Below are 17,142 nucleotides of genomic sequence, written 5' to 3' on the forward strand. Positions count from 1 at the left end.
CTCCCTTTTCTTTTTCTATCTCGTTGCAGTGACTGGCACTCGTTCTTCGACCTTATCGAGCCACCACTCGAATCCGTCTGCTGCAAGCAATTGCTCTGCGGCCTTTGGTCCGAATGAGCCGGCTTCATACGTGAAGAGCGGCACCAAATTTTCAGCGAAGGCTTCCAAAATCGGTGTCACCCACTCCCACGACAACCGGACCTCATCCCAATGCGCAAAGTAAGTGGAATCCCCCCGGAGTGCATCGAACAAGAGCAGCTCGTACGCTTCTGGCACGTCTTTTGTCCCTGCACTGAAATCTACCGTCACCGGCTCAATCTTACCGCTATTTGTCGGATTCTTACTATTTACCTGCAAAGCAATACCTTCGTTCGGATTCACACTGATGATCAACAAATTAGGCGCTGTCGTTTCATTTTGCTCCTGGTATAGCTTTTCGTGTGGATTTTTGAACTCAATAACGATCCTGGTTGACTTCTCTTGCAGTCTTTTTCCCGTGCGAATATAAAAAGGTACCCCTTCCCAAAACGGGTCATCAATCCAGACACGAGTGGCAATATACGTTTCTGTCAGGGAAACTGGATCAACACCAGGCTCGTCCCTGTAGCCAGCCACAGGCGTTCCTTGAATATGTCCCTCGCTATACTGACCGCGAATAACGTGGGTCCCGACTTCTTCTTTCTTCATCGGACGCACGGCTGCCATCACCTTGCGTTTTTCTTCGCGGATATGGGCGGATGTGATTCGCTTCGGAAGCTGCATGGCGATAATCATGAGCATTTGCAGCATGTGATTTTGAAGCATGTCACGCAGTGCTCCAGCTGGCTCGTAATATCCAGCCCGATCCTCGACGCCGACCGTTTCATTCGCCGTAATTTGCACGTTGGCGATGTACTGATTGTTCCAGAGGGCCTGAAAGACTGGGTTCGCGAATTCGAGAGCCTCGAGGTTTTGCACCATCGGTTTTCCCAAGTAATGGTCAATGCGATAAATTTCTTCTTCCGAAAATGCTTTCCCCAGCTTTTCATTCAATTCTTTCGCGGATTGCAAATCATGTCCAAACGGTTTTTCAATGATCAGACGCTTCCAGCCTGTCGTTGAACCGAGTCCGCTGGCTTTGACATTGGTTGCAATTCCCTCGAAAAATTGCGGGGCCACTGACAAGTAAAACATCCGGTTTTGCGGAATCTGCAGCTCTTGCTCTCTTTGCAGGACTAGATCATGTAACGTAACATAAGCACGCGGTTCCATGACATTTACTTCCGCATAGCGACAAGCAGACAAGAAAGCATCTAGTTCGTGGGAATCAATCTGGGCCCGACGGGAAAACTCATGGACAGAATGGCGAACAGATTCCTGAAATTCGTCATCAGACCACGCCCTTCTCCCCACGCCGATAATCGAAAAGGCGGCAGGCAACTTTTGATCGACATATAAATTGAAGAGCGCAGGGAAAATTTTGCGTTTTGCTAAATCTCCTGTCGCGCCAAAAAGGACAAAGGTCATCGCTTCCATCTACTTTTTCATTCCCTTCATACGTACGCCGTAATGATGGTTTTTTGTCGTTACCCTGTTATTATTCGAGAAAATCACTGCTTTATCAATATGCAGCCTTACGAACGACGCAAGATTGCACGTACCGGACTTCCATCTGCTTCTACCAAAGACAGCGGCAGTGCGATCAGTTCGTAATCTCCCGGTTCGACATGATCGAGCAGAAGCCCCTCCAAAATATGAATATCCTGCTGGTGAAGTCCATGATGAGCAGCCAGTTCCTTGCTGTCTAGCGGATCGACAGATGGGACATCTACTCCAATCAGCCGAATGCCTTTTTTGGCGAGAAACGCTGGCAAGTCCGCTCGCAGATGACAGATGGTTGACGGAAATTGATGGGGATCGCTCCATGATAACGTTTTGAGCAGCAAGCGTTCGACCCCCTCCAGATCAACCTGGGCAAAATCTTCTGGGCCAATGCTGGAACGTCCAGTAAGCTCCACCACTCTTGCCTCTCCGATGTACAAGTCTAGAGGCAATTCAGCTATTTTTCGGCCATCGTCATCGAAATGAAACGGAGCATCCACATGGGTACCTGTGTGAACACTCATGGTTACTTTACCGACATTGACTGAGCCACTCTCCGTTTTGGGCCAGTTTACGACATAGTAAAAGGGAGTGTCTCCTGGCCAGGTCGGCATACCTGCCATGAACGGACGGGATATATCTATTATTTTCATCGCGTATTCTCCACCTTCCAGCAACTGTTAGCGCCTATACTCAGCGTACAAAAAAGACTGTATTGAGTCAATATTCTAACATTTGCACAAAAAAAGACCGCAGCTTGATAGCGTGCCGACAGTCTTTTCGTTGATTTCAGATTCTACTATGAAGAGATAGGTAGTCCCACACTTCATCATAAATTCCATTGTCATCCACTTGCTTCAAATGTTCTTTCAAAGTCCTCAACCACTCAATGGTTGTTGGATACGTAGCTGCAATGGCCTCACGCAGATCGCTCATTTGAATCGGGCGATCGACCCCTTTTGTTACGATATCATGCCATACTTGCTCCGTCGCGAGCTCCACCACGTACTCGATGTCTGCCCCCGAATAAAACTCTGTCCATCCTGCCAATTGCTCATAATCGAGCATCTCAGAGGGACGGCCCTCCAGTTTTAAGCGAAAAATATCCTCCCGTGCTTGCCGATCTGGCGGTCCGACAAAAATCCAGTGATCAAACCCAGCCGCTCGAAGCATGGAAGGCTCCAATTCCCATGGAACATTGGTTGCGCCCATCAGGACTAATCGTTCGTCGTACTCGCCTGCCTCCGCTATCTGCTGAAGCCATTTGGAATCGATCCCCTGTTTAGGATAGGAGTTCGCATGCTCTTCATCATGGCTGGAAGCGTCCAGTTCATCTAAAAAGAACAGAAACGGTTTATTGGCAGGGACTGTCGCTAGTAAATCGTGGATGTTGAAACGTCTGTTTGACGGCGTATACATACTTCGACCGCCTGTGATTGCGATAGAGAAAAAATGAGCCTGACATTCTTCTGCGGTTGCTTTTGCCAGCAAAGATTTTCCGCACCCCGAAGGTCCGTAAAGTAAAAGGGTACTTTTCTTTTGAGGCAGCCGTTGCGAGATAGGCCGTAGGAGTCTTTGGAAGATTGCCTCTTTTACTCGTCCAAGCCCGCCGACCGTTCCAAAGCCCGCCGTTTTCTCAACGAGTTGAACCGATTTCGCGGTGGTCTTCCCTTTGCCCCCTTCAATGACGCGTATCTTAGGTGAAAACATCGTAGTGTATGTAGAGGAATCCTTCTGATTGATCCCTTTTAACGTCCGCGAATAGGGGGATTCTTTTTGTAGCTTGTTGAGCTCGATCACAATTTTTTCCTTCATCGCTTCATTACCATAGGCAAGAGCCTGCGTAAACGCCTGTAAAGCCTCCGTACGATCCCCCTGCTCAGCATGCTCTAACCCTAACAACAGCCATACTGGTGCATTGCGTTGATCGCTCGTCAACATGCTTTTCAGTATTTCTATCTTCGTCATCTGCTTCATCCTCTGCGATCGTTTAAGCTTCAAGCGATCGTTTAGTATCACGGACATATCCATTATAATGCATACGTCTCGCAAGAAGAATACGAAAAGTAGGAAAAGATGGAAGAAGGGCTGTGACCATCATTCGAAAAAGACGCCTCCTGCTACACAGCATCGGGCGTCCAAGTTCCAGTCTCTATCCTCTCGACGGAAAAGCTCCGCCTTCCACACAAATGATAAACGAGAGTCCGAGATAAGGTTGCATATTATTATGAGGCTGAGTCCCGCCTGTGGTTCCAATTGCTTGCGGGCTTAGCTGTGTCCCATCACTCGTGTTGGAGTAAGGAATGATACCTCCCCGGCCACCAGTGGATGACCATTTTGACCCTGTTGGCGTATCCCCTGTAGGAGTTGAGCACGCATTTGGAACGTGAGTATGAACCGGAATTTGGTTTTGCAGAAGTGTTATAGCGGCAGCGCCATCTGTCTGACCTGCCGTACGCGGTGTCAAGCCAGGTCCTGCCCCCTGATTCATCGGGGCTGTGCCTCTTAAATTGGGAAGCGCAAATGTGGTCTTGCCATCTCCGCCATACTTTGAACCCAATATCGAATACAAAACAGGATTGGAAGAGATCGTAAGCAATTGTCCATCACAAAAAGCCCAGTCCCTTGGCGGGAAGCTGCCAGCGAAAATACGAATTTCTCCAATATACGGATCCATATGATAGTGCCTCCTTTAGTTTCTTGACGGGTAAATCCCTTGAATCGCGATGCAAAAATTCCCGACAAAATACGGCTGCATATTCGTATGAGGCGCACTGTTTCCTACTGTTTGCAACGCACTCTCACTCATCGTCGTATCAGGGGTTGTCCCATAGGTTGTAGTGGATGCTTGTGCCCAGTAGTTCCCAGCGCTAATTTTTTCAGAGGCTGCTGCATTCGAGCCGGTTGCCATATGGGTATGGGCGGGTATCTCGCTTGTCGAAAGTACATGACTTTCTTCGCCGGCCGACAGACCGCGCGTAACGATGGGGCGATCCTGTTGATTGTTTACATGAACAGGGACACGCCCTCTTAAATCCGGTAAAGCAAACGTGTTTTTCCCGTCCCCCCCATAAGCAACTCCTAACAAGGAAAACAGTGCCTGGTTTCCTTTGATAGGCAACAGCGCTCCATTACAAAAAGCCCACCCCTTTGGCGCAAATGGAAAGGGGAAAAATCGAATTTCTCCAAGAAATGGTTCCATGTAAAATCCTCCTGTTCAATTGGAATGTTAATTTTGTTGAGGATAAATCCCATACAGGGCAATGATGAAATTAATAACCGTAGACGGCATCAGGTTACTGTGTGGTTGATTTCCACCTACAGCACTCAAGCTGGACGCGTTCATCAATCCATCAGGTGCATTTGTTGAATATAGCTGCGTATTCTTTGCCCATACAGCATTGGCAGGGCTGTTCTGCGTTCCTGGCTGCGATGATGCATGGACCGTATGTGTATGCGCGGGCAATTGTGGGATGGTTAAGGTGACGGATTCTACACCATTTTTTTCACCTATCACGAAGTTAGTTCCTGTACGCGGATTTTTCCCTTGATGGAGCGGGATACGTCCTCGTAAATCAGGCAACGCAAAAGTCGTTTGTCCATCCCCGCCATATGTGGTTCCAATCAAACTATACAACGTGTCGTATTCAGAAATAGATAAGATCTGTCCTTCGCATAATGCCCATCCTTGTGGTGCATAATCTCCTCCAAACATCCTGATTTCTCCAAGAAATGGCTCTGCCATGTTGCTTCCTCCTTATGTAATGTGGTTATTCCCTTTGTCAAGCGAACAGCCTGGTCATTTTTGCAAAAGCGGCTGCCATTCCATTTGGATATACAGCCCCGTTGAGTCTGTCACGATGAAATGAAGTCGTTCATATAATCGAAAGGCAGGATTCCCTTGTAAAACATGTAAACGGATCGGTAATGGGACAGCTTCAGCCTCTTTTTGCAGTTCACCCATAATGATAGAACCAACACCCTGTCCCCGATAAGCAGGCAGCAAAGAAATATCGACAAGATGCAGTGCATCTCCGCTCGCATCCGTGATCAAACGACCAATAGGTTGCCCGGATCGGAGAATGATTTGATGATTTTGAGCGGGAAACTGCATGTGGTAAGATTTCTGCTGCATGATAAACTGCGACTGTAAAAAAGCAAGCTTGTCCGACTCACTCCAACCCCAAAGAGCTATTTCTTCGGTTCGAGTAGAGCAGTACAATTCCCAAATAAACGCTTCGTCTTGCTCATATTCAAAAGGCCTGGTATGTACCATAATCCTCCTTGTAGCAATCGTTGTACTTTTCTGTCATTTGATCAGTTACCTGCTTGCATTCTTTCAGGCCTGGATACACCGACTTCACTTTCCTCTGTGTATCGCTCTTCCTCCTTCGAACTTTTTCTGATATCCTGCCTGATTCAATAGCAATCATCAATCATGATATCATTAGCCTAATTCCTTCTAACACTAACTAAAGTTAGCTCTTTTATATGAAAAACGCTTCGTCCCCCAAAATGAGAAGAAGCGTTTTTATCGCTTGCAAAAATAAGGAAGACCCATATACTTTAGTTTAAATGATTAAGTTTATTAACGGAGTGTACAATGACGACGAATCCAACCTGCAATGAAAAAGCGACTCAATTATTTATGGAGTTAAGCCCATACTTCCAAGGCTTGGGTGATCCGATTCGGCAGCAAATCGTAGCTCTTCTCATCGACAAGGAAAGCATGAATGTAACACAAATTGCCCAACATATTCCCATGTCCAGACCTACGGTGTCTCATCACTTGAAAATATTAAAACAAGCGGGCCTAGTAAACGTTCAAAAGAAGGGAACGGAGATGTTTTATCGGCTTGAAATTACAGAAGCGATCCGACTTTTTAAGCAATTGGTGACTTTCGTTGAGGAAGAGTGCAACTAAATTTGACCCGTCACGAAAAGGGACAGTGTGTCCCTGTTTTTCACATCTATTCGTTAATATACTTAAACGAATGAACGTTTGATCAAAGGAGAAATCTTTATGAATCTCACGAAAGTTTTAATTGTCGGCGGCTATGGAACAGTCGGGAGCCAAATTGCCAAGATCCTGCACGATCGCCACCCGACTCTCGAATTATTGCTGGGAGGAAGGTCTGCTGGAAAGTCTTTTCCTTTCACATCTACGAGGCTAAAGCCTTTCCTTCTGGACATCTCTAATTTGATCCTCTCGCCCATGCTCCCGATGATTTGAGCTTGATTATCAGTGCGGTAAATGATCTCGATATCCTCCAGTTCTATCGATCCGAAGGCGTCCAGATTACGATCCACGACGAAACAAAAAAGAGTAGGACGGTCTGAGTGCCGCCCTACTCTTCATCCTGTATCCCTTTTTATTCAAAAAAAGTACGCGGGGATTTCCGCCATTCGCCCAATACTTTTTCCTGTTCGCTCGTAATAACCCCTTGCTCTGAAGCTACTTCCAAAAGTGCTGTGTAATTCGATATGGTCGAGCAAGGAATGCCAGCTTCCTCAAACAAGGCTTGGGCATCCGGGAATTGGTAGCTGAAAATGGCTACGACTCCCAGTACCTCTCCGCCCTCAGCCTGTACCGCTTGCGCTGCTTTCAAGGAGCTACCTCCTGTGGAAATCAGGTCTTCAATCACGACGACCTTTTGACCAGCCGCCAATGCACCCTCAATCTGGTTTTGGCGACCGTGGCCTTTTGCCTTGTCCCGTACGTAGATCATAGGCAGATCAAGCAGCTCTGCAACCCATGCAGCATGTGGAATACCAGCAGTTGCTGTTCCCGCCACGACTTGCGCATCTGGGTACTGCTCCTTGATCAGATCGGCAAAGGCTCTTGCAACGGCGCGGCGCACATGCGGATAAGACATCGTGATCCGGTTGTCGCAGTAGATCGGGGATTTGATCCCGGACGTCCATGTAAAAGGCTGCTCCGGTCGCAGATGAACTGCCCCGATTTCGAGAAGATTCGCTGCAATTTGTTTAGCGGTTGTCATTGTCGTCATTTCACTTATTCCCTCCAGCTGGCTACTTTACGAACGATCTTTTTCCACTGCTGCGACGATACTTTGCCAAACCCCTACCGGATCTTTTGCACCCGTAATGGCGCGTCCGATCACAAGGTAATCACTGCCCAAGCGGAATGCCTGTTCTGGTGTCGTGATACGCGTCTGATCGCCTTGATCTGCTCCCAGTGGACGAATTCCTGGGGTTACGGTTACAAATGCGTCTCCAGCAGCTTTTTTGATCATCGGTACTTCTAACGGAGAAGCAACGACCCCATCCAAACCAGCTTGCTTGGTCATCAGCGCATAGTGCACGACAACATCCTCTACCGCACCTGGAATCGCCAATTCTTGATTCATCGTTTGCAAACCAGTGGAAGTCAGCATCGTTACACCGATCAGGAGGGGACGAGCAGCACCTGCTGCTGTCCCTTGCTCCAAGCCTTCTCTCGCTGCCGCCATCATGGCTACGCCGCCTGCCGCATGAACGTTTACCATGTCTGCTCCCAGTCGCGCCAGGCTTCTCATTGCGCCTTTAGCTGTATTGGGAATATCATGAACCTTCAAGTCGAGGAACACGTTGAGTCCTTTTTCCTTCAAGAAGGAAACGATCGCTGGCCCTTCTGCGTAAGCGAGCTCCATCCCTACTTTTACATAGCGGATATGCCCCTGTAGCGGCTCGATGCACTTTTTGACTTCATCCAGTGTGGAAAAGTCGAGCGCAACAATCATGCGTTCGCGAATATCGGTTAGTTGTTGTTGCACGCTGCTCTCCCCTTTTTATACAGTTACTGCCACTTTTGCACCAGCACGCTGGGCAGGCATTGCTTCTGTAGAGAATGTGATCGTCTCCAGTACGTGCAGGAGAGCGGAAGCTGTATCCAGCGAAGTCAAGCATACCGCGCCGTTTTCTACTGCTTCCCGACGAATGCGGAAACCGTCGCGTTGTGGCGTTTTGCCTTTTGTCAGTGTATTGAGTACGATGTTCGCTTCGCCTGTATGGATGACATCCAGCAGGTTTGGCGTGCCTTCGGACAATTTGCTCACGCGTGTGACTTGCAGTCCCGCTTGCTCCAAATAATCGGCAGTGCCTGCTGTTGCCATCAGCTTGAAGCCGAGGTGGCGGAAGCGTTTCACAATGTCTAGCGCTTCTTCCTTGTCTTTATCGGCAACTGTCACGAGCAAGGTGCCTTGTGTCGGGATATTCATGCCCGCTGCGACCAAGCCTTTGTACAACGCTTTTGCCAGTGTGCTCTCGCGTCCCATGACTTCTCCGGTCGATTTCATTTCAGGGCCAAGCGTAATATCAACGCGGCGCAGCTTAGCAAAGGAGAAGACGGGTACTTTGACAGAGACCATCGACTCCTCTGGATGGTAGCCCGGTGTAAAGCCTTGTTCGATGATCGAGTGACCAAGGATCGCTTTCGTCGCGATGTTCGCCATTGGAATCCCCGTTACTTTGGAGAGGAATGGCACCGTACGGGACGAGCGCGGATTGACCTCGATGACGTATGGGCGGTCTTTATAGATGACGAACTGGATGTTGAGCAAGCCTTTGATTTGCAGGGAACGCGCCAGCTTCGTCGTCATGTCGATCAGTTCATCCTTGATCGCTTGGGACAAGGATTGCGGAGGATATACAGCGATGGAGTCACCGGAGTGCACCCCTGCGCGTTCGATATGCTCCATGATGCCTGGAATCAGGACGTTTTCTCCGTCGCAGATCGCGTCGACTTCCGCTTCTACCCCGACCATGTAACGGTCTACCAGTACAGGGTGATCAGGATTTACCTTCACCGCTTTTTCCATGTACTCCAACAGTTCGGACTGATTGTAGACGATTTCCATCGCACGTCCGCCAAGTACGTAGGATGGGCGTACCAGGACTGGGAAGCCAAGACCTTCTGCTGCCACGACTGCCTGCTCGACAGAAGTTACCGTTTTGCCTGGTGGTTGGGCGATTTCCAGCTCGCGCAGCAGCGCTTCGAACTTCTCGCGGTTTTCTGCTGCGTCGATGTTTTCCAGACTCGTACCCAAGATTTTGATTCCGCGTGCAGCCAGCTTGTCAGCCAGGTTGATCGCGGTTTGCCCGCCGAATTGTACGATGACACCCTCTGGTTTTTCCACATCGAGAATGTTCATGACGTCTTCGATGTACAGCGGCTCGAAGTATAGGCGATCAGATGTGTTGAAGTCTGTGGAAACAGTCTCCGGGTTGTTGTTGATGATCACTGCCTCATAGCCTGCTTCTCTCAGTGCCCAGACAGCGTGGACAGTCGCATAGTCAAACTCGATTCCTTGACCGATGCGGATTGGTCCGGAGCCCAGTACGACCACGCGCTTCTTGCCAGTCTCAATGCGCTCGTCTTCCACTTCATAAGCGGAGTAGTAGTACGGTGTTTGCGCTTCGAATTCTGCCGCGCACGTATCTACCATTTTATATACAGGTACAAAGCCTTTCTCTTTGCGCATTGCGTGTACCGCTTCTTCTGTCTCACCGCACAGCTCGGCAATTTTGCGGTCCGTGAAGCCCATGCGCTTTGCTTCGTACAGCTTCTCACTCGTCAAGCCTTTTGCCAGTTCCGCTTCAAAGGCAATCATTTTATGGAACTTGTGCAGGAAGAACAGATCGATCTTGGTCAGGTTGTGCAGTTCTTCGATCGTCCAGCCACGGCGCAGTGCTTCTGCCAGCAGGAAGAGGCGTTCGTCATCCGCGTGTACCAGTCGTGCTTTCAAATCTTCCTCGCTGATTTCGTCTGCTCCTTTGATCTCGATGTGATAACTGCCGATTTCCAAGGAACGAATGGCTTTCATGATCGATTCTTCAAAAGTCCGACCGATTGCCATCACTTCTCCGGTCGCTTTCATTTGCGTACCGAGCTTGCGGTTGGCGGATTGGAACTTGTCGAACGGCCAGCGTGGAATTTTGCTGACGATGTAGTCCAGCGTTGGCTCAAAGCATGCGTAAGTTTGGCCTGTCACCGGGTTTTTCAGCTCATCCAACGTGTAGCCGATTGCGATTTTGGCTGCCATCTTTGCGATTGGGTAGCCTGTTGCCTTGGAAGCCAGTGCAGAAGAGCGGCTCACACGCGGGTTCACTTCGATCACATAGTACTGGAAGCTGTGCGGGTCGAGTGCGTATTGTACGTTGCAGCCACCCTCGATACCGAGCGCCCGGATGATGTTCAGTGCGGATGTACGCAGCATTTGATACTCGCGGTCAGCCAGTGTTTGGCTAGGTGCTACTACGATGGAATCACCAGTATGCACGCCGACTGGGTCGATGTTTTCCATGTTGCAGACGACGATGCAGTTGTCGTTGGCATCGCGCATTACTTCGTACTCGATTTCTTTCATGCCGGCGATGCTTTTCTCGATCAAGCATTGCGTAATCGGGGAGTATTTCAATCCGCTTGCGACGATCTCGCGGAGTGTTTCTTCATCATCACAAATTCCGCCGCCTGTACCACCCAAGGTGTAGGCAGGACGAACGATGATGGGATAACCGATTTCGTTTGCAAAATCGACAGCTTCTTCTACCGTACTCACGATGACTGATTCAGGTACTGGCTCGCCCAGTTCATTCATGAGGGAGCGGAACAGGTCGCGGTCTTCTGCTTGCTTGATCGATTCCAGCTTGGTTCCGAGCAGCTTTACATTTTCTTGCTCGAGAACGCCTGCTTCTGAGAGGGCAACAGCCATGTTCAAGCCTGTTTGACCGCCAAGTGTAGGCAGTAGTCCATCCGGCTTCTCTTGACGAATGACGCGCGCTACGAATTCAGGTGTGATTGGCTCGATATATACTTTGTCCGCCATGTTTGTATCCGTCATGATGGTCGCCGGGTTGGAGTTGATCAGAACTACCTCCATGCCCTCTTCTTTTAACGCCTCGCATGCTTGCGTGCCTGCATAGTCAAATTCTGCTGCCTGCCCGATAACGATAGGTCCAGAGCCGATTACGAGGATTTTTTTCAGATTATCTTGTTTTGGCATGAGTTTTTTCCTCCTTAGCGGTTTCCATCATCGCAAGAAACTGGTCGAACAGGTAGCCGGAGTCATACGGTCCTGGAGCTGCTTCTGGATGGTACTGTACTGAGAATGCATTCTTAGCGGCATGACGTACGCCTTCGATGGTGCCATCATTCAGTGCGATATGTGTAACTTCCAGTTCCGTGCCTGCGAGCGAGTCTTCTTTGACTGCATAGCTGTGGTTCTGGGATGTGATATAGGTGCGTCCGGTTGGCAGCTCTTTTACCGGATGGTTGCCGCCACGGTGTCCGAATTTCATTTTCGTCGTGTCAGCGCCAGATGCGAGCGCGAACAGTTGGTGACCGAGGCAAATTCCGAACAGCGGATATTCACCCAAGATTTCCCGAATCATCTCTACGGCTTGTGGTACGTCCTTCGGGTCCCCAGGGCCATTGGACAAAAGTATTCCGTCCGGTTGGATGCGGCGAATCTCTTCTGCTGTCACATTGTAAGGCACAACGACAACGTCGCAGTTGCGCTTAGTCAGCTCGCGCAAAATCCCGTGCTTGGCTCCGAAGTCTACCAGTACTACCCTATGACCTGTACCCGGGCAGCTGAAGACGCTTTTCGTAGAAACGCGTGATACTTGGTCTGTCATCAATGTCGTGCCGTTTAAGGCAGCAACCAATTCAGCCAACGGGGCTTCACTGGTTGTAATCATGCCCTTCATCGTGCCGTGGTAACGAATTTTTCTCGTCAGCATCCGGGTGTCAATTCCAGCAATGCCCGGAATGTCGTATGTTTTCAGCAGTTCGTCGAGTGTGTTCGTATTGCGCCAGTTGCTCGGTGCCTCGCAATGCTCGCGAACAACGAAGCCGTGAATGTATGGACGAACAGCTTCAAAGTCGTCTCGATTGATCCCGTAATTTCCGATTAGCGGGTATGTCATGGTGACGATCTGTCCGCAGTAGGATGGGTCGGACAAAACCTCCTGATAGCCAGTCAGCCCTGTATTGAAAACCACTTCCCCGTAGGACTCCTTTGTCGCTCCAAATGCCGTCCCGATAAATTCTGTTCCGTCTTCCAAGATCAATCTTGCACGCATCTATGCTCCTCCTCCATTGTCGTGTAAAAACTTTTGTCTTGTCTGTCAGTCGTTTTTACACGTTTTGATATACGATCTTCCCATCTACCAGTGTCAGGGTCGGCCAGCCTTTGCATGCCCAACCGGCAAATGGTGTGTTGATTCCTTTACTTGCGAATGTGCTTGGGTCAATTGTTTTTTCCGTTTCCAGATCAATCACAGTCAGGTCTGCTGGCGCGCCTACTTCCAGACGTCCGTATGGCAGATTGAATGCTTCTGCTGGCTTCACGGTCAACAGCTCAACCAGCTTCTTCAAGGTCAGCTCTCCCGTTTGTACGAGATTTGTGTACAACAGCGGGAATGCTGTCTCCAGTCCGACGATTCCGAATGGCGCACGGTTTATCCCGTTTGCTTTTTCCTCTTGGGTGTGTGGTGCATGGTCGGTTGCGATCATATCAATGGTGCCGTCTTTTAATCCCGCAATCAGTGCAGCACGATCTTCACGAGAGCGCAGCGGCGGGTTCATTTTCCAATTCGTATCCAGATTGTCCGGGATATCCTCATCGCACAGCAAGAGGTGATGCGGACTGACTTCACATGTTACATTCACGCCAGCGCGTTTCCCGTCACGTACCAGACGCACCGACTCTTTCGCGCTGATGTGACATACGTGGTAGTGGACACCTGTCTGTTCTGCCAGCAAAATATCGCGGCCAACGTGGATGGACTCTGATTCAGAAGGAATTCCCGGGAGTCCATGTCGAGCTGCAACCACCCCGTCATGCAAAGCTGCTCCCGGGATCAACAGGTCTTCGTCCTCACAGTGAGCGACGATTGCGATCCCGAGCTCTGCTGCTTTTTGCATGGCCTTTTTCATCATCGCAGTTGATTGCACACCCACACCGTCATCTGTCAGCGCGAAGATCCCCGCTTCTTTTAACCCAGCGAAATCCGTCAGCTCTTTTCCCAATTGGCGAACAGTAATCGCACCATACGGGATCACGCGCGCCATACCTGCCTCGCTCGCTTTGTCCAAAATGTAGGTCACGGTCTCGACACTATCAATGGACGGTCGTGTGTTCGGCATGCATGCTACTGTTGTAAATCCGCCTTGTACCGCTGCTTTTGCCCCTGTTTCGATCGTTTCTTTATGTTCAAAGCCTGGCTCGCGCAGATGTACGTGGACATCGATGAGACCCGCGCTAATCATGCCGCCATGGCAATCGATCCATTCATGCCCACAGCGATCGAGTGTTTCCCCCATTGCTGTGATTCTTCCCTTTTCCACCAATATTTCCATCGGGGTGAGTTCCCCCGCCTGATTTAGTACGTTGCCGTTGCCAAGGATGATTCCCATGTCATTTCGCTCCCTTTCAAAAGAGTTTCTAAAACTGCCATTCTTGCTGCGACTCCGTTGGTCACTTGGGTTTGAATCAAGGACGTTTCGCATTCTACCAAATCGGTATGAATCTCAACCCCGCGATTGACGGGTGCCGGATGCATGATGACTGCGTCGGACTTCATCATTTTGGCTCTTTCCAGTGTGAGCCCATGTGCCTTGTGATACTCTTCCTTCGATAGATAGAGGGATTCCGCATGGCGCTCCAGCTGAACGCGCAGCATCATGACCACATCTGCGGTTTGAACTGCTTCTTCCATTTCCACGATTTTGACACCTTGCGGGATATGTGCCGGCATCATCGTAGCAGGACCCGAGAGCAGCAGGTTCACACCGAGCTTTGGTAGCGCATGCAGATGAGAACCGAGCACGCGGCTGTGGCGCAGATCTCCAATGATCGCTACCGTGAGACCAGAGAGCTTGCCAAACTTTCTTTTCATGGTCAAAAGATCGAGCAGGCATTGGGTCGGGTGCTCATTCGTTCCATCTCCCGCGTTGATCAGCTTCAGGTCTACGCTTTCTGCCAGCTCTTGCAGCAGGCCTTCCTTCTTGGTGCGGATCACGGCTGCTTCCACGCCCATTGCTTCCAAGGTGCGAATCGTGTCATAGACCGTCTCGCCTTTTACGGTAGAGGAGGTTTCCGGAATGAAGTTCAAAACATGTGCGCCCAGTCGCTTTTGAGCTACTTCAAAAGAGAAGCGGGTTCTGGTGCTGGCCTCGAAGAACAGATTCGCGACAAACCGTCCGCGCAGGATATCCGCTTGCTCAGTTGGTCTGGCAGCCCAATGCTCTGCTCGCTCGAGGAGCTGGATGATCTGTTCTTTCGATAAGTCTTTGAGGCCAATCAAATGCGCTACATTTTTCATCATGAATCCCTCCGGTTCTTTATTTTTCAAAAGAAAAAGCTTCTTGGCATCGCTTTGCATCTGGAGGCAAGCGAGACAAGAAGCTGGTTGAGTGCCTTTTTTGGGCAGCCAAAACAGCGTTCTTTGCCTTGCCAGCCTCTCTGGACTGGATTTAAAGGATTGGGAACGTTAGGCTATTTATTTTTGTTCTTCAAGGTGCGCTTCTCCCATCGCAGTCTCTTTTCCTGGAAGGATCAGGTGCAGAATAATTCCCAGGAAGGTAGAGAGTGCGATATTATCGATGGTCAGATCACTCAGGAAAGCCATATCTGTACTTGCAAAACTGATTTTGTATCCGCCGATTCCCGTGACGAGGATGACCGCTGCGAGAATCATGTTGCGCTTGTCTGCAAAATTCACTTTGTGCTCGACGTACATCCGCAAGCCTTGTGCTGCGATGATACCGAACAGGATGATGGAGACACCACCAAGTACCGGCGTTGGAATCGTCATTAAAATGGCGCTAATCTTACCAGCGAAGGCGAACATGATTGCCAGTACAGCAGCCAGACCGATGACTACTCGGCTGTATACCTTCGTCATTGCAAGGACACCGATGTTTTCTCCATAAGTCGTTGCTGGCGGACCTCCGATGATGGCTGCCAGTGAGGTCGCCACCCCGTCTCCAAGCAAGCTGCGGTGCAGACCCGGATTTTTCATCAGATCGCGATCCATGACCTTGCTCGTTACCAGCAAGTGACCCAAATGCTCTGCCAGCGTGACGAAAGCGACTGGCGCGATGACCAGTGCTGCGATCCATGCAGAGCCGTCACCGATCGCACTCATGACTTCGGTAAATTTGAAGTGCTCCGTAAACATTTTTTGTGGCGTGATGAACCAGTCTGCTTCTACTACTTTTTGAAAGTTAATCAGTTCAGGGTGACGCAGCAGCGTGTATACATAACCTGTAACCATACCGATCAAGATAGGGATAAGACCAAGGAATCCGCGCAGCATGACCGCTGCAAGCACTGTTATGACCACAGTTACGAGCGAGATTTCAATCGAAGTCAGCGACATTTGCGATTGACCGTCTACAGTGACTTTCGTTGCCATGTCTACTGCTACGCCAGCCAGGCTCAGACCGATCACGACGATGACAGAAGCGATGACAACTGGTGGCAGTACCCGATCGAGCCATTTGACTCCTGCCTTTTTCACGATACCGGCGACGATGATGTACACCATCCCGGAGAGGAAGCAACCCAAGAGTGCCGTCCCTACTCCATGTGATTGACTCACGACGATAATCGGACCGATGAAAGCGAAGGAAGAACCGAGGTAGTTTGGCAGTTTTCCTTTGGTGATCCACAGGAATAAAAGGGTTCCAATCCCGCTTGCCATGAGCGCCGTTGCTACATCCAGCCCCGTTAAGATCGGCACCAATACAGTCGAGCCAAACATCGCGAACAAGTGTTGGATACTAAGTGGCAGCAATCGCGAAATATGTGGTGTTTCGTCTACATCGATGTAATTTTTCTGGCTCATGCCTGTATGCCCCCTGTTTTGTTTCTTCCATTCAAAAAAGTGTCTTTTATACAAAAAACCTCTTTGTGCGGACACAAAGAGGCTAGCTTCGCCATAATCATGGGAAGTATCTTGCCTCTTGCCGACCTCACGGGATCGTTTTTAAAGAGGAATCCTATTCTTTTTACAGTAGCTGTCGGATGGAGACAATATCCATAACGTCCACTTCTGCCAATTGTACATCGACAATTTCCGTTCGGGCAGTAGGGAGGTTTTTTCCGACGAAATCAGGGCGAATTGGCAGCTCGCGATGACCACGATCAACCAGAACAGCCAGTTGAATCATCCGTGGGCGACCGTTATCAATCAGTGCATCCAATGCGGCACGCACGGTTCTTCCCGTGTAGAGAACATCATCTACCAGAATCACGGTCTTGCCTGTGATTTGATCCGGGAGCTTGGAGCCTTGCAAAATGGCATCTTCGGACTTGTGTTGCAAATCGTCACGATAGAACGTAATGTCCAGCTCACCGACTGGGACTTTCACATTTTCAATCATTTCGATTCTTTCCACAAGGCGTTGCGCGAGGTAGATCCCTCTGGTCTTGATGCCCACGATAATGAGATCCTCGACGCCTTTATTTCGCTCGATAATTTCATGCGCGATTCGCGTGAGTGCGCGGCGGATCGCCGCTTCATCCATAATAACGCTTTTGTTGATCATCT

At 49.7% G+C, this 17,142-nt stretch carries 17 protein-coding genes; 2 read left to right on the forward strand and 15 right to left on the reverse strand.

Translation table 11 applies throughout. The features are described from left to right. Positions 1-15 precede the first annotated feature (15 nt). The 7 genes from zwf to M3630_RS13150 all read right to left on the reverse strand — a co-directional run bounded on the left by zwf (position 16) and on the right by M3630_RS13150 (position 5,857). Positions 16-1,515, reverse strand: a complete 1,500-nt coding sequence (gene zwf, locus M3630_RS13120; RefSeq protein ID WP_251252386.1) for a glucose-6-phosphate dehydrogenase — start codon at positions 1,513-1,515, stop codon at positions 16-18. A gap of 98 nt (positions 1,516-1,613) precedes the next feature. Beyond that, entirely contained in the window at positions 1,614-2,234 is a 621-nt protein-coding gene (gene kynB, locus M3630_RS13125; RefSeq protein ID WP_251252387.1) for an arylformamidase, read from the reverse strand. Positions 2,235-2,370: 136 nt separating this feature from the next. Continuing rightward, positions 2,371-3,549, reverse strand: a complete 1,179-nt coding sequence (locus tag M3630_RS13130) for an ATP-binding protein (RefSeq protein ID WP_251252388.1) — start codon at positions 3,547-3,549, stop codon at positions 2,371-2,373. A 184-nt stretch (positions 3,550-3,733) separates the two neighbouring features. Next, on the reverse strand, positions 3,734-4,258 hold the full coding sequence (locus tag M3630_RS13135; RefSeq protein ID WP_251252389.1) for a phage tail protein: 525 nt from the start codon (positions 4,256-4,258) through the stop codon (positions 3,734-3,736). 15 nt (positions 4,259-4,273) lie between these two features. After that, positions 4,274-4,783: a phage tail protein gene (locus tag M3630_RS13140; RefSeq protein WP_251252390.1), complete on the reverse strand. Its 510-nt coding sequence runs from the start codon at positions 4,781-4,783 to the stop codon at positions 4,274-4,276. A gap of 27 nt (positions 4,784-4,810) precedes the next feature. Then, the gene (locus tag M3630_RS13145; protein WP_251252391.1) at positions 4,811-5,326 is read right to left on the reverse strand and encodes a phage tail protein; all 516 of its coding nucleotides are present in this window, start codon (positions 5,324-5,326) and stop codon (positions 4,811-4,813) included. 54 nt (positions 5,327-5,380) lie between these two features. Further along, the gene (locus M3630_RS13150) at positions 5,381-5,857 is read right to left on the reverse strand and encodes a GNAT family N-acetyltransferase (RefSeq protein WP_251252392.1); all 477 of its coding nucleotides are present in this window, start codon (positions 5,855-5,857) and stop codon (positions 5,381-5,383) included. 327 nt (positions 5,858-6,184) lie between these two features. On the opposite strand from M3630_RS13150, the gene M3630_RS13155 reads away from it, so the two are divergent. Both M3630_RS13155 and M3630_RS13160 read left to right on the forward strand, forming a co-directional pair. Beyond that, positions 6,185-6,505, forward strand: a complete 321-nt coding sequence (locus tag M3630_RS13155) for an ArsR/SmtB family transcription factor (protein WP_483298468.1) — start codon at positions 6,185-6,187, stop codon at positions 6,503-6,505. A 99-nt stretch (positions 6,506-6,604) separates the two neighbouring features. Then, positions 6,605-6,814, forward strand: coding sequence for a Rossmann-fold NAD(P)-binding domain-containing protein (locus M3630_RS13160; RefSeq protein WP_251252393.1), 210 nt, complete (start codon positions 6,605-6,607; stop codon positions 6,812-6,814). A 139-nt stretch (positions 6,815-6,953) separates the two neighbouring features. Here M3630_RS13160 and pyrE read toward each other — a convergent pair whose 3' ends face one another. The 8 genes from pyrE to pyrR all read right to left on the reverse strand — a co-directional run bounded on the left by pyrE (position 6,954) and on the right by pyrR (position 17,140). Beyond that, on the reverse strand, positions 6,954-7,592 hold the full coding sequence (gene pyrE / locus M3630_RS13165) for an orotate phosphoribosyltransferase (protein WP_087349934.1): 639 nt from the start codon (positions 7,590-7,592) through the stop codon (positions 6,954-6,956). Positions 7,593-7,619: 27 nt separating this feature from the next. Further along, positions 7,620-8,357, reverse strand: a complete 738-nt coding sequence (pyrF, locus tag M3630_RS13170; RefSeq protein WP_353057234.1) for an orotidine-5'-phosphate decarboxylase — start codon at positions 8,355-8,357, stop codon at positions 7,620-7,622. A 15-nt stretch (positions 8,358-8,372) separates the two neighbouring features. Then, positions 8,373-11,585 carry a carbamoyl-phosphate synthase large subunit gene (gene carB / locus M3630_RS13175; protein ID WP_251252394.1) on the reverse strand — a complete coding sequence of 1,071 codons (3,213 nt, stop codon included), beginning with the start codon at positions 11,583-11,585 and terminating at the stop codon, positions 8,373-8,375. Beyond that, positions 11,569-12,666, reverse strand: a complete 1,098-nt coding sequence (locus tag M3630_RS13180) for a carbamoyl phosphate synthase small subunit (protein WP_142061874.1) — start codon at positions 12,664-12,666, stop codon at positions 11,569-11,571. Before M3630_RS13180 ends, carB begins: the two co-directional genes overlap by 17 nt. A 55-nt stretch (positions 12,667-12,721) precedes the next feature. After that, entirely contained in the window at positions 12,722-14,002 is a 1,281-nt protein-coding gene (locus M3630_RS13185) for a dihydroorotase (protein ID WP_251252395.1), read from the reverse strand. Next, positions 13,969-14,910: an aspartate carbamoyltransferase catalytic subunit gene (locus M3630_RS13190; protein ID WP_251252506.1), complete on the reverse strand. Its 942-nt coding sequence runs from the start codon at positions 14,908-14,910 to the stop codon at positions 13,969-13,971. Before M3630_RS13190 ends, M3630_RS13185 begins: the two co-directional genes overlap by 34 nt. Positions 14,911-15,087: 177 nt before the next feature. Further along, positions 15,088-16,437, reverse strand: a complete 1,350-nt coding sequence (locus M3630_RS13195; protein ID WP_251252396.1) for a solute carrier family 23 protein — start codon at positions 16,435-16,437, stop codon at positions 15,088-15,090. 163 nt (positions 16,438-16,600) lie between these two features. Next, positions 16,601-17,140, reverse strand: a complete 540-nt coding sequence (gene pyrR, locus M3630_RS13200) for a bifunctional pyr operon transcriptional regulator/uracil phosphoribosyltransferase PyrR (protein WP_007728461.1) — start codon at positions 17,138-17,140, stop codon at positions 16,601-16,603. Positions 17,141-17,142 lie beyond the last annotated feature (2 nt).

The sequence above is a fragment of the Brevibacillus sp. MER 51 genome, from assembly GCF_023714195.1.
GTDB lineage: Bacteria > Bacillota > Bacilli > Brevibacillales > Brevibacillaceae > Brevibacillus.

What these genes read in the sequence shown, in the direction of transcription:
- M3630_RS13185 (WP_251252395.1), bottom strand. Translation starts at nt 14,002, where the DNA reads ATGGGAATCATCCTTGGCAACGGCAACGTACTAAATCAGGCGGGGGAA.
- M3630_RS13150 (WP_251252392.1), bottom strand. Translation starts at nt 5,857, where the DNA reads ATGGTACATACCAGGCCTTTTGAATATGAGCAAGACGAAGCGTTTATT.
- M3630_RS13155 (WP_483298468.1), top strand. Translation starts at nt 6,185, where the DNA reads ATGACGACGAATCCAACCTGCAATGAAAAAGCGACTCAATTATTTATG.
- M3630_RS13160 (WP_251252393.1), top strand. Translation starts at nt 6,605, where the DNA reads ATGAATCTCACGAAAGTTTTAATTGTCGGCGGCTATGGAACAGTCGGG.
- M3630_RS13195 (WP_251252396.1), bottom strand. Translation starts at nt 16,437, where the DNA reads ATGAGCCAGAAAAATTACATCGATGTAGACGAAACACCACATATTTCG.
- carB (WP_251252394.1), bottom strand. Translation starts at nt 11,585, where the DNA reads ATGCCAAAACAAGATAATCTGAAAAAAATCCTCGTAATCGGCTCTGGA.
- pyrR (WP_007728461.1), bottom strand. Translation starts at nt 17,140, where the DNA reads ATGATCAACAAAAGCGTTATTATGGATGAAGCGGCGATCCGCCGCGCA.
- M3630_RS13145 (WP_251252391.1), bottom strand. Translation starts at nt 5,326, where the DNA reads ATGGCAGAGCCATTTCTTGGAGAAATCAGGATGTTTGGAGGAGATTAT.
- zwf (WP_251252386.1), bottom strand. Translation starts at nt 1,515, where the DNA reads ATGGAAGCGATGACCTTTGTCCTTTTTGGCGCGACAGGAGATTTAGCA.
- M3630_RS13180 (WP_142061874.1), bottom strand. Translation starts at nt 12,666, where the DNA reads ATGCGTGCAAGATTGATCTTGGAAGACGGAACAGAATTTATCGGGACG.
- M3630_RS13135 (WP_251252389.1), bottom strand. Translation starts at nt 4,258, where the DNA reads ATGGATCCGTATATTGGAGAAATTCGTATTTTCGCTGGCAGCTTCCCG.
- kynB (WP_251252387.1), bottom strand. Translation starts at nt 2,234, where the DNA reads ATGAAAATAATAGATATATCCCGTCCGTTCATGGCAGGTATGCCGACC.
- M3630_RS13190 (WP_251252506.1), bottom strand. Translation starts at nt 14,910, where the DNA reads ATGAAAAATGTAGCGCATTTGATTGGCCTCAAAGACTTATCGAAAGAA.
- M3630_RS13130 (WP_251252388.1), bottom strand. Translation starts at nt 3,549, where the DNA reads ATGACGAAGATAGAAATACTGAAAAGCATGTTGACGAGCGATCAACGC.
- pyrE (WP_087349934.1), bottom strand. Translation starts at nt 7,592, where the DNA reads ATGACGACAATGACAACCGCTAAACAAATTGCAGCGAATCTTCTCGAA.
- M3630_RS13140 (WP_251252390.1), bottom strand. Translation starts at nt 4,783, where the DNA reads ATGGAACCATTTCTTGGAGAAATTCGATTTTTCCCCTTTCCATTTGCG.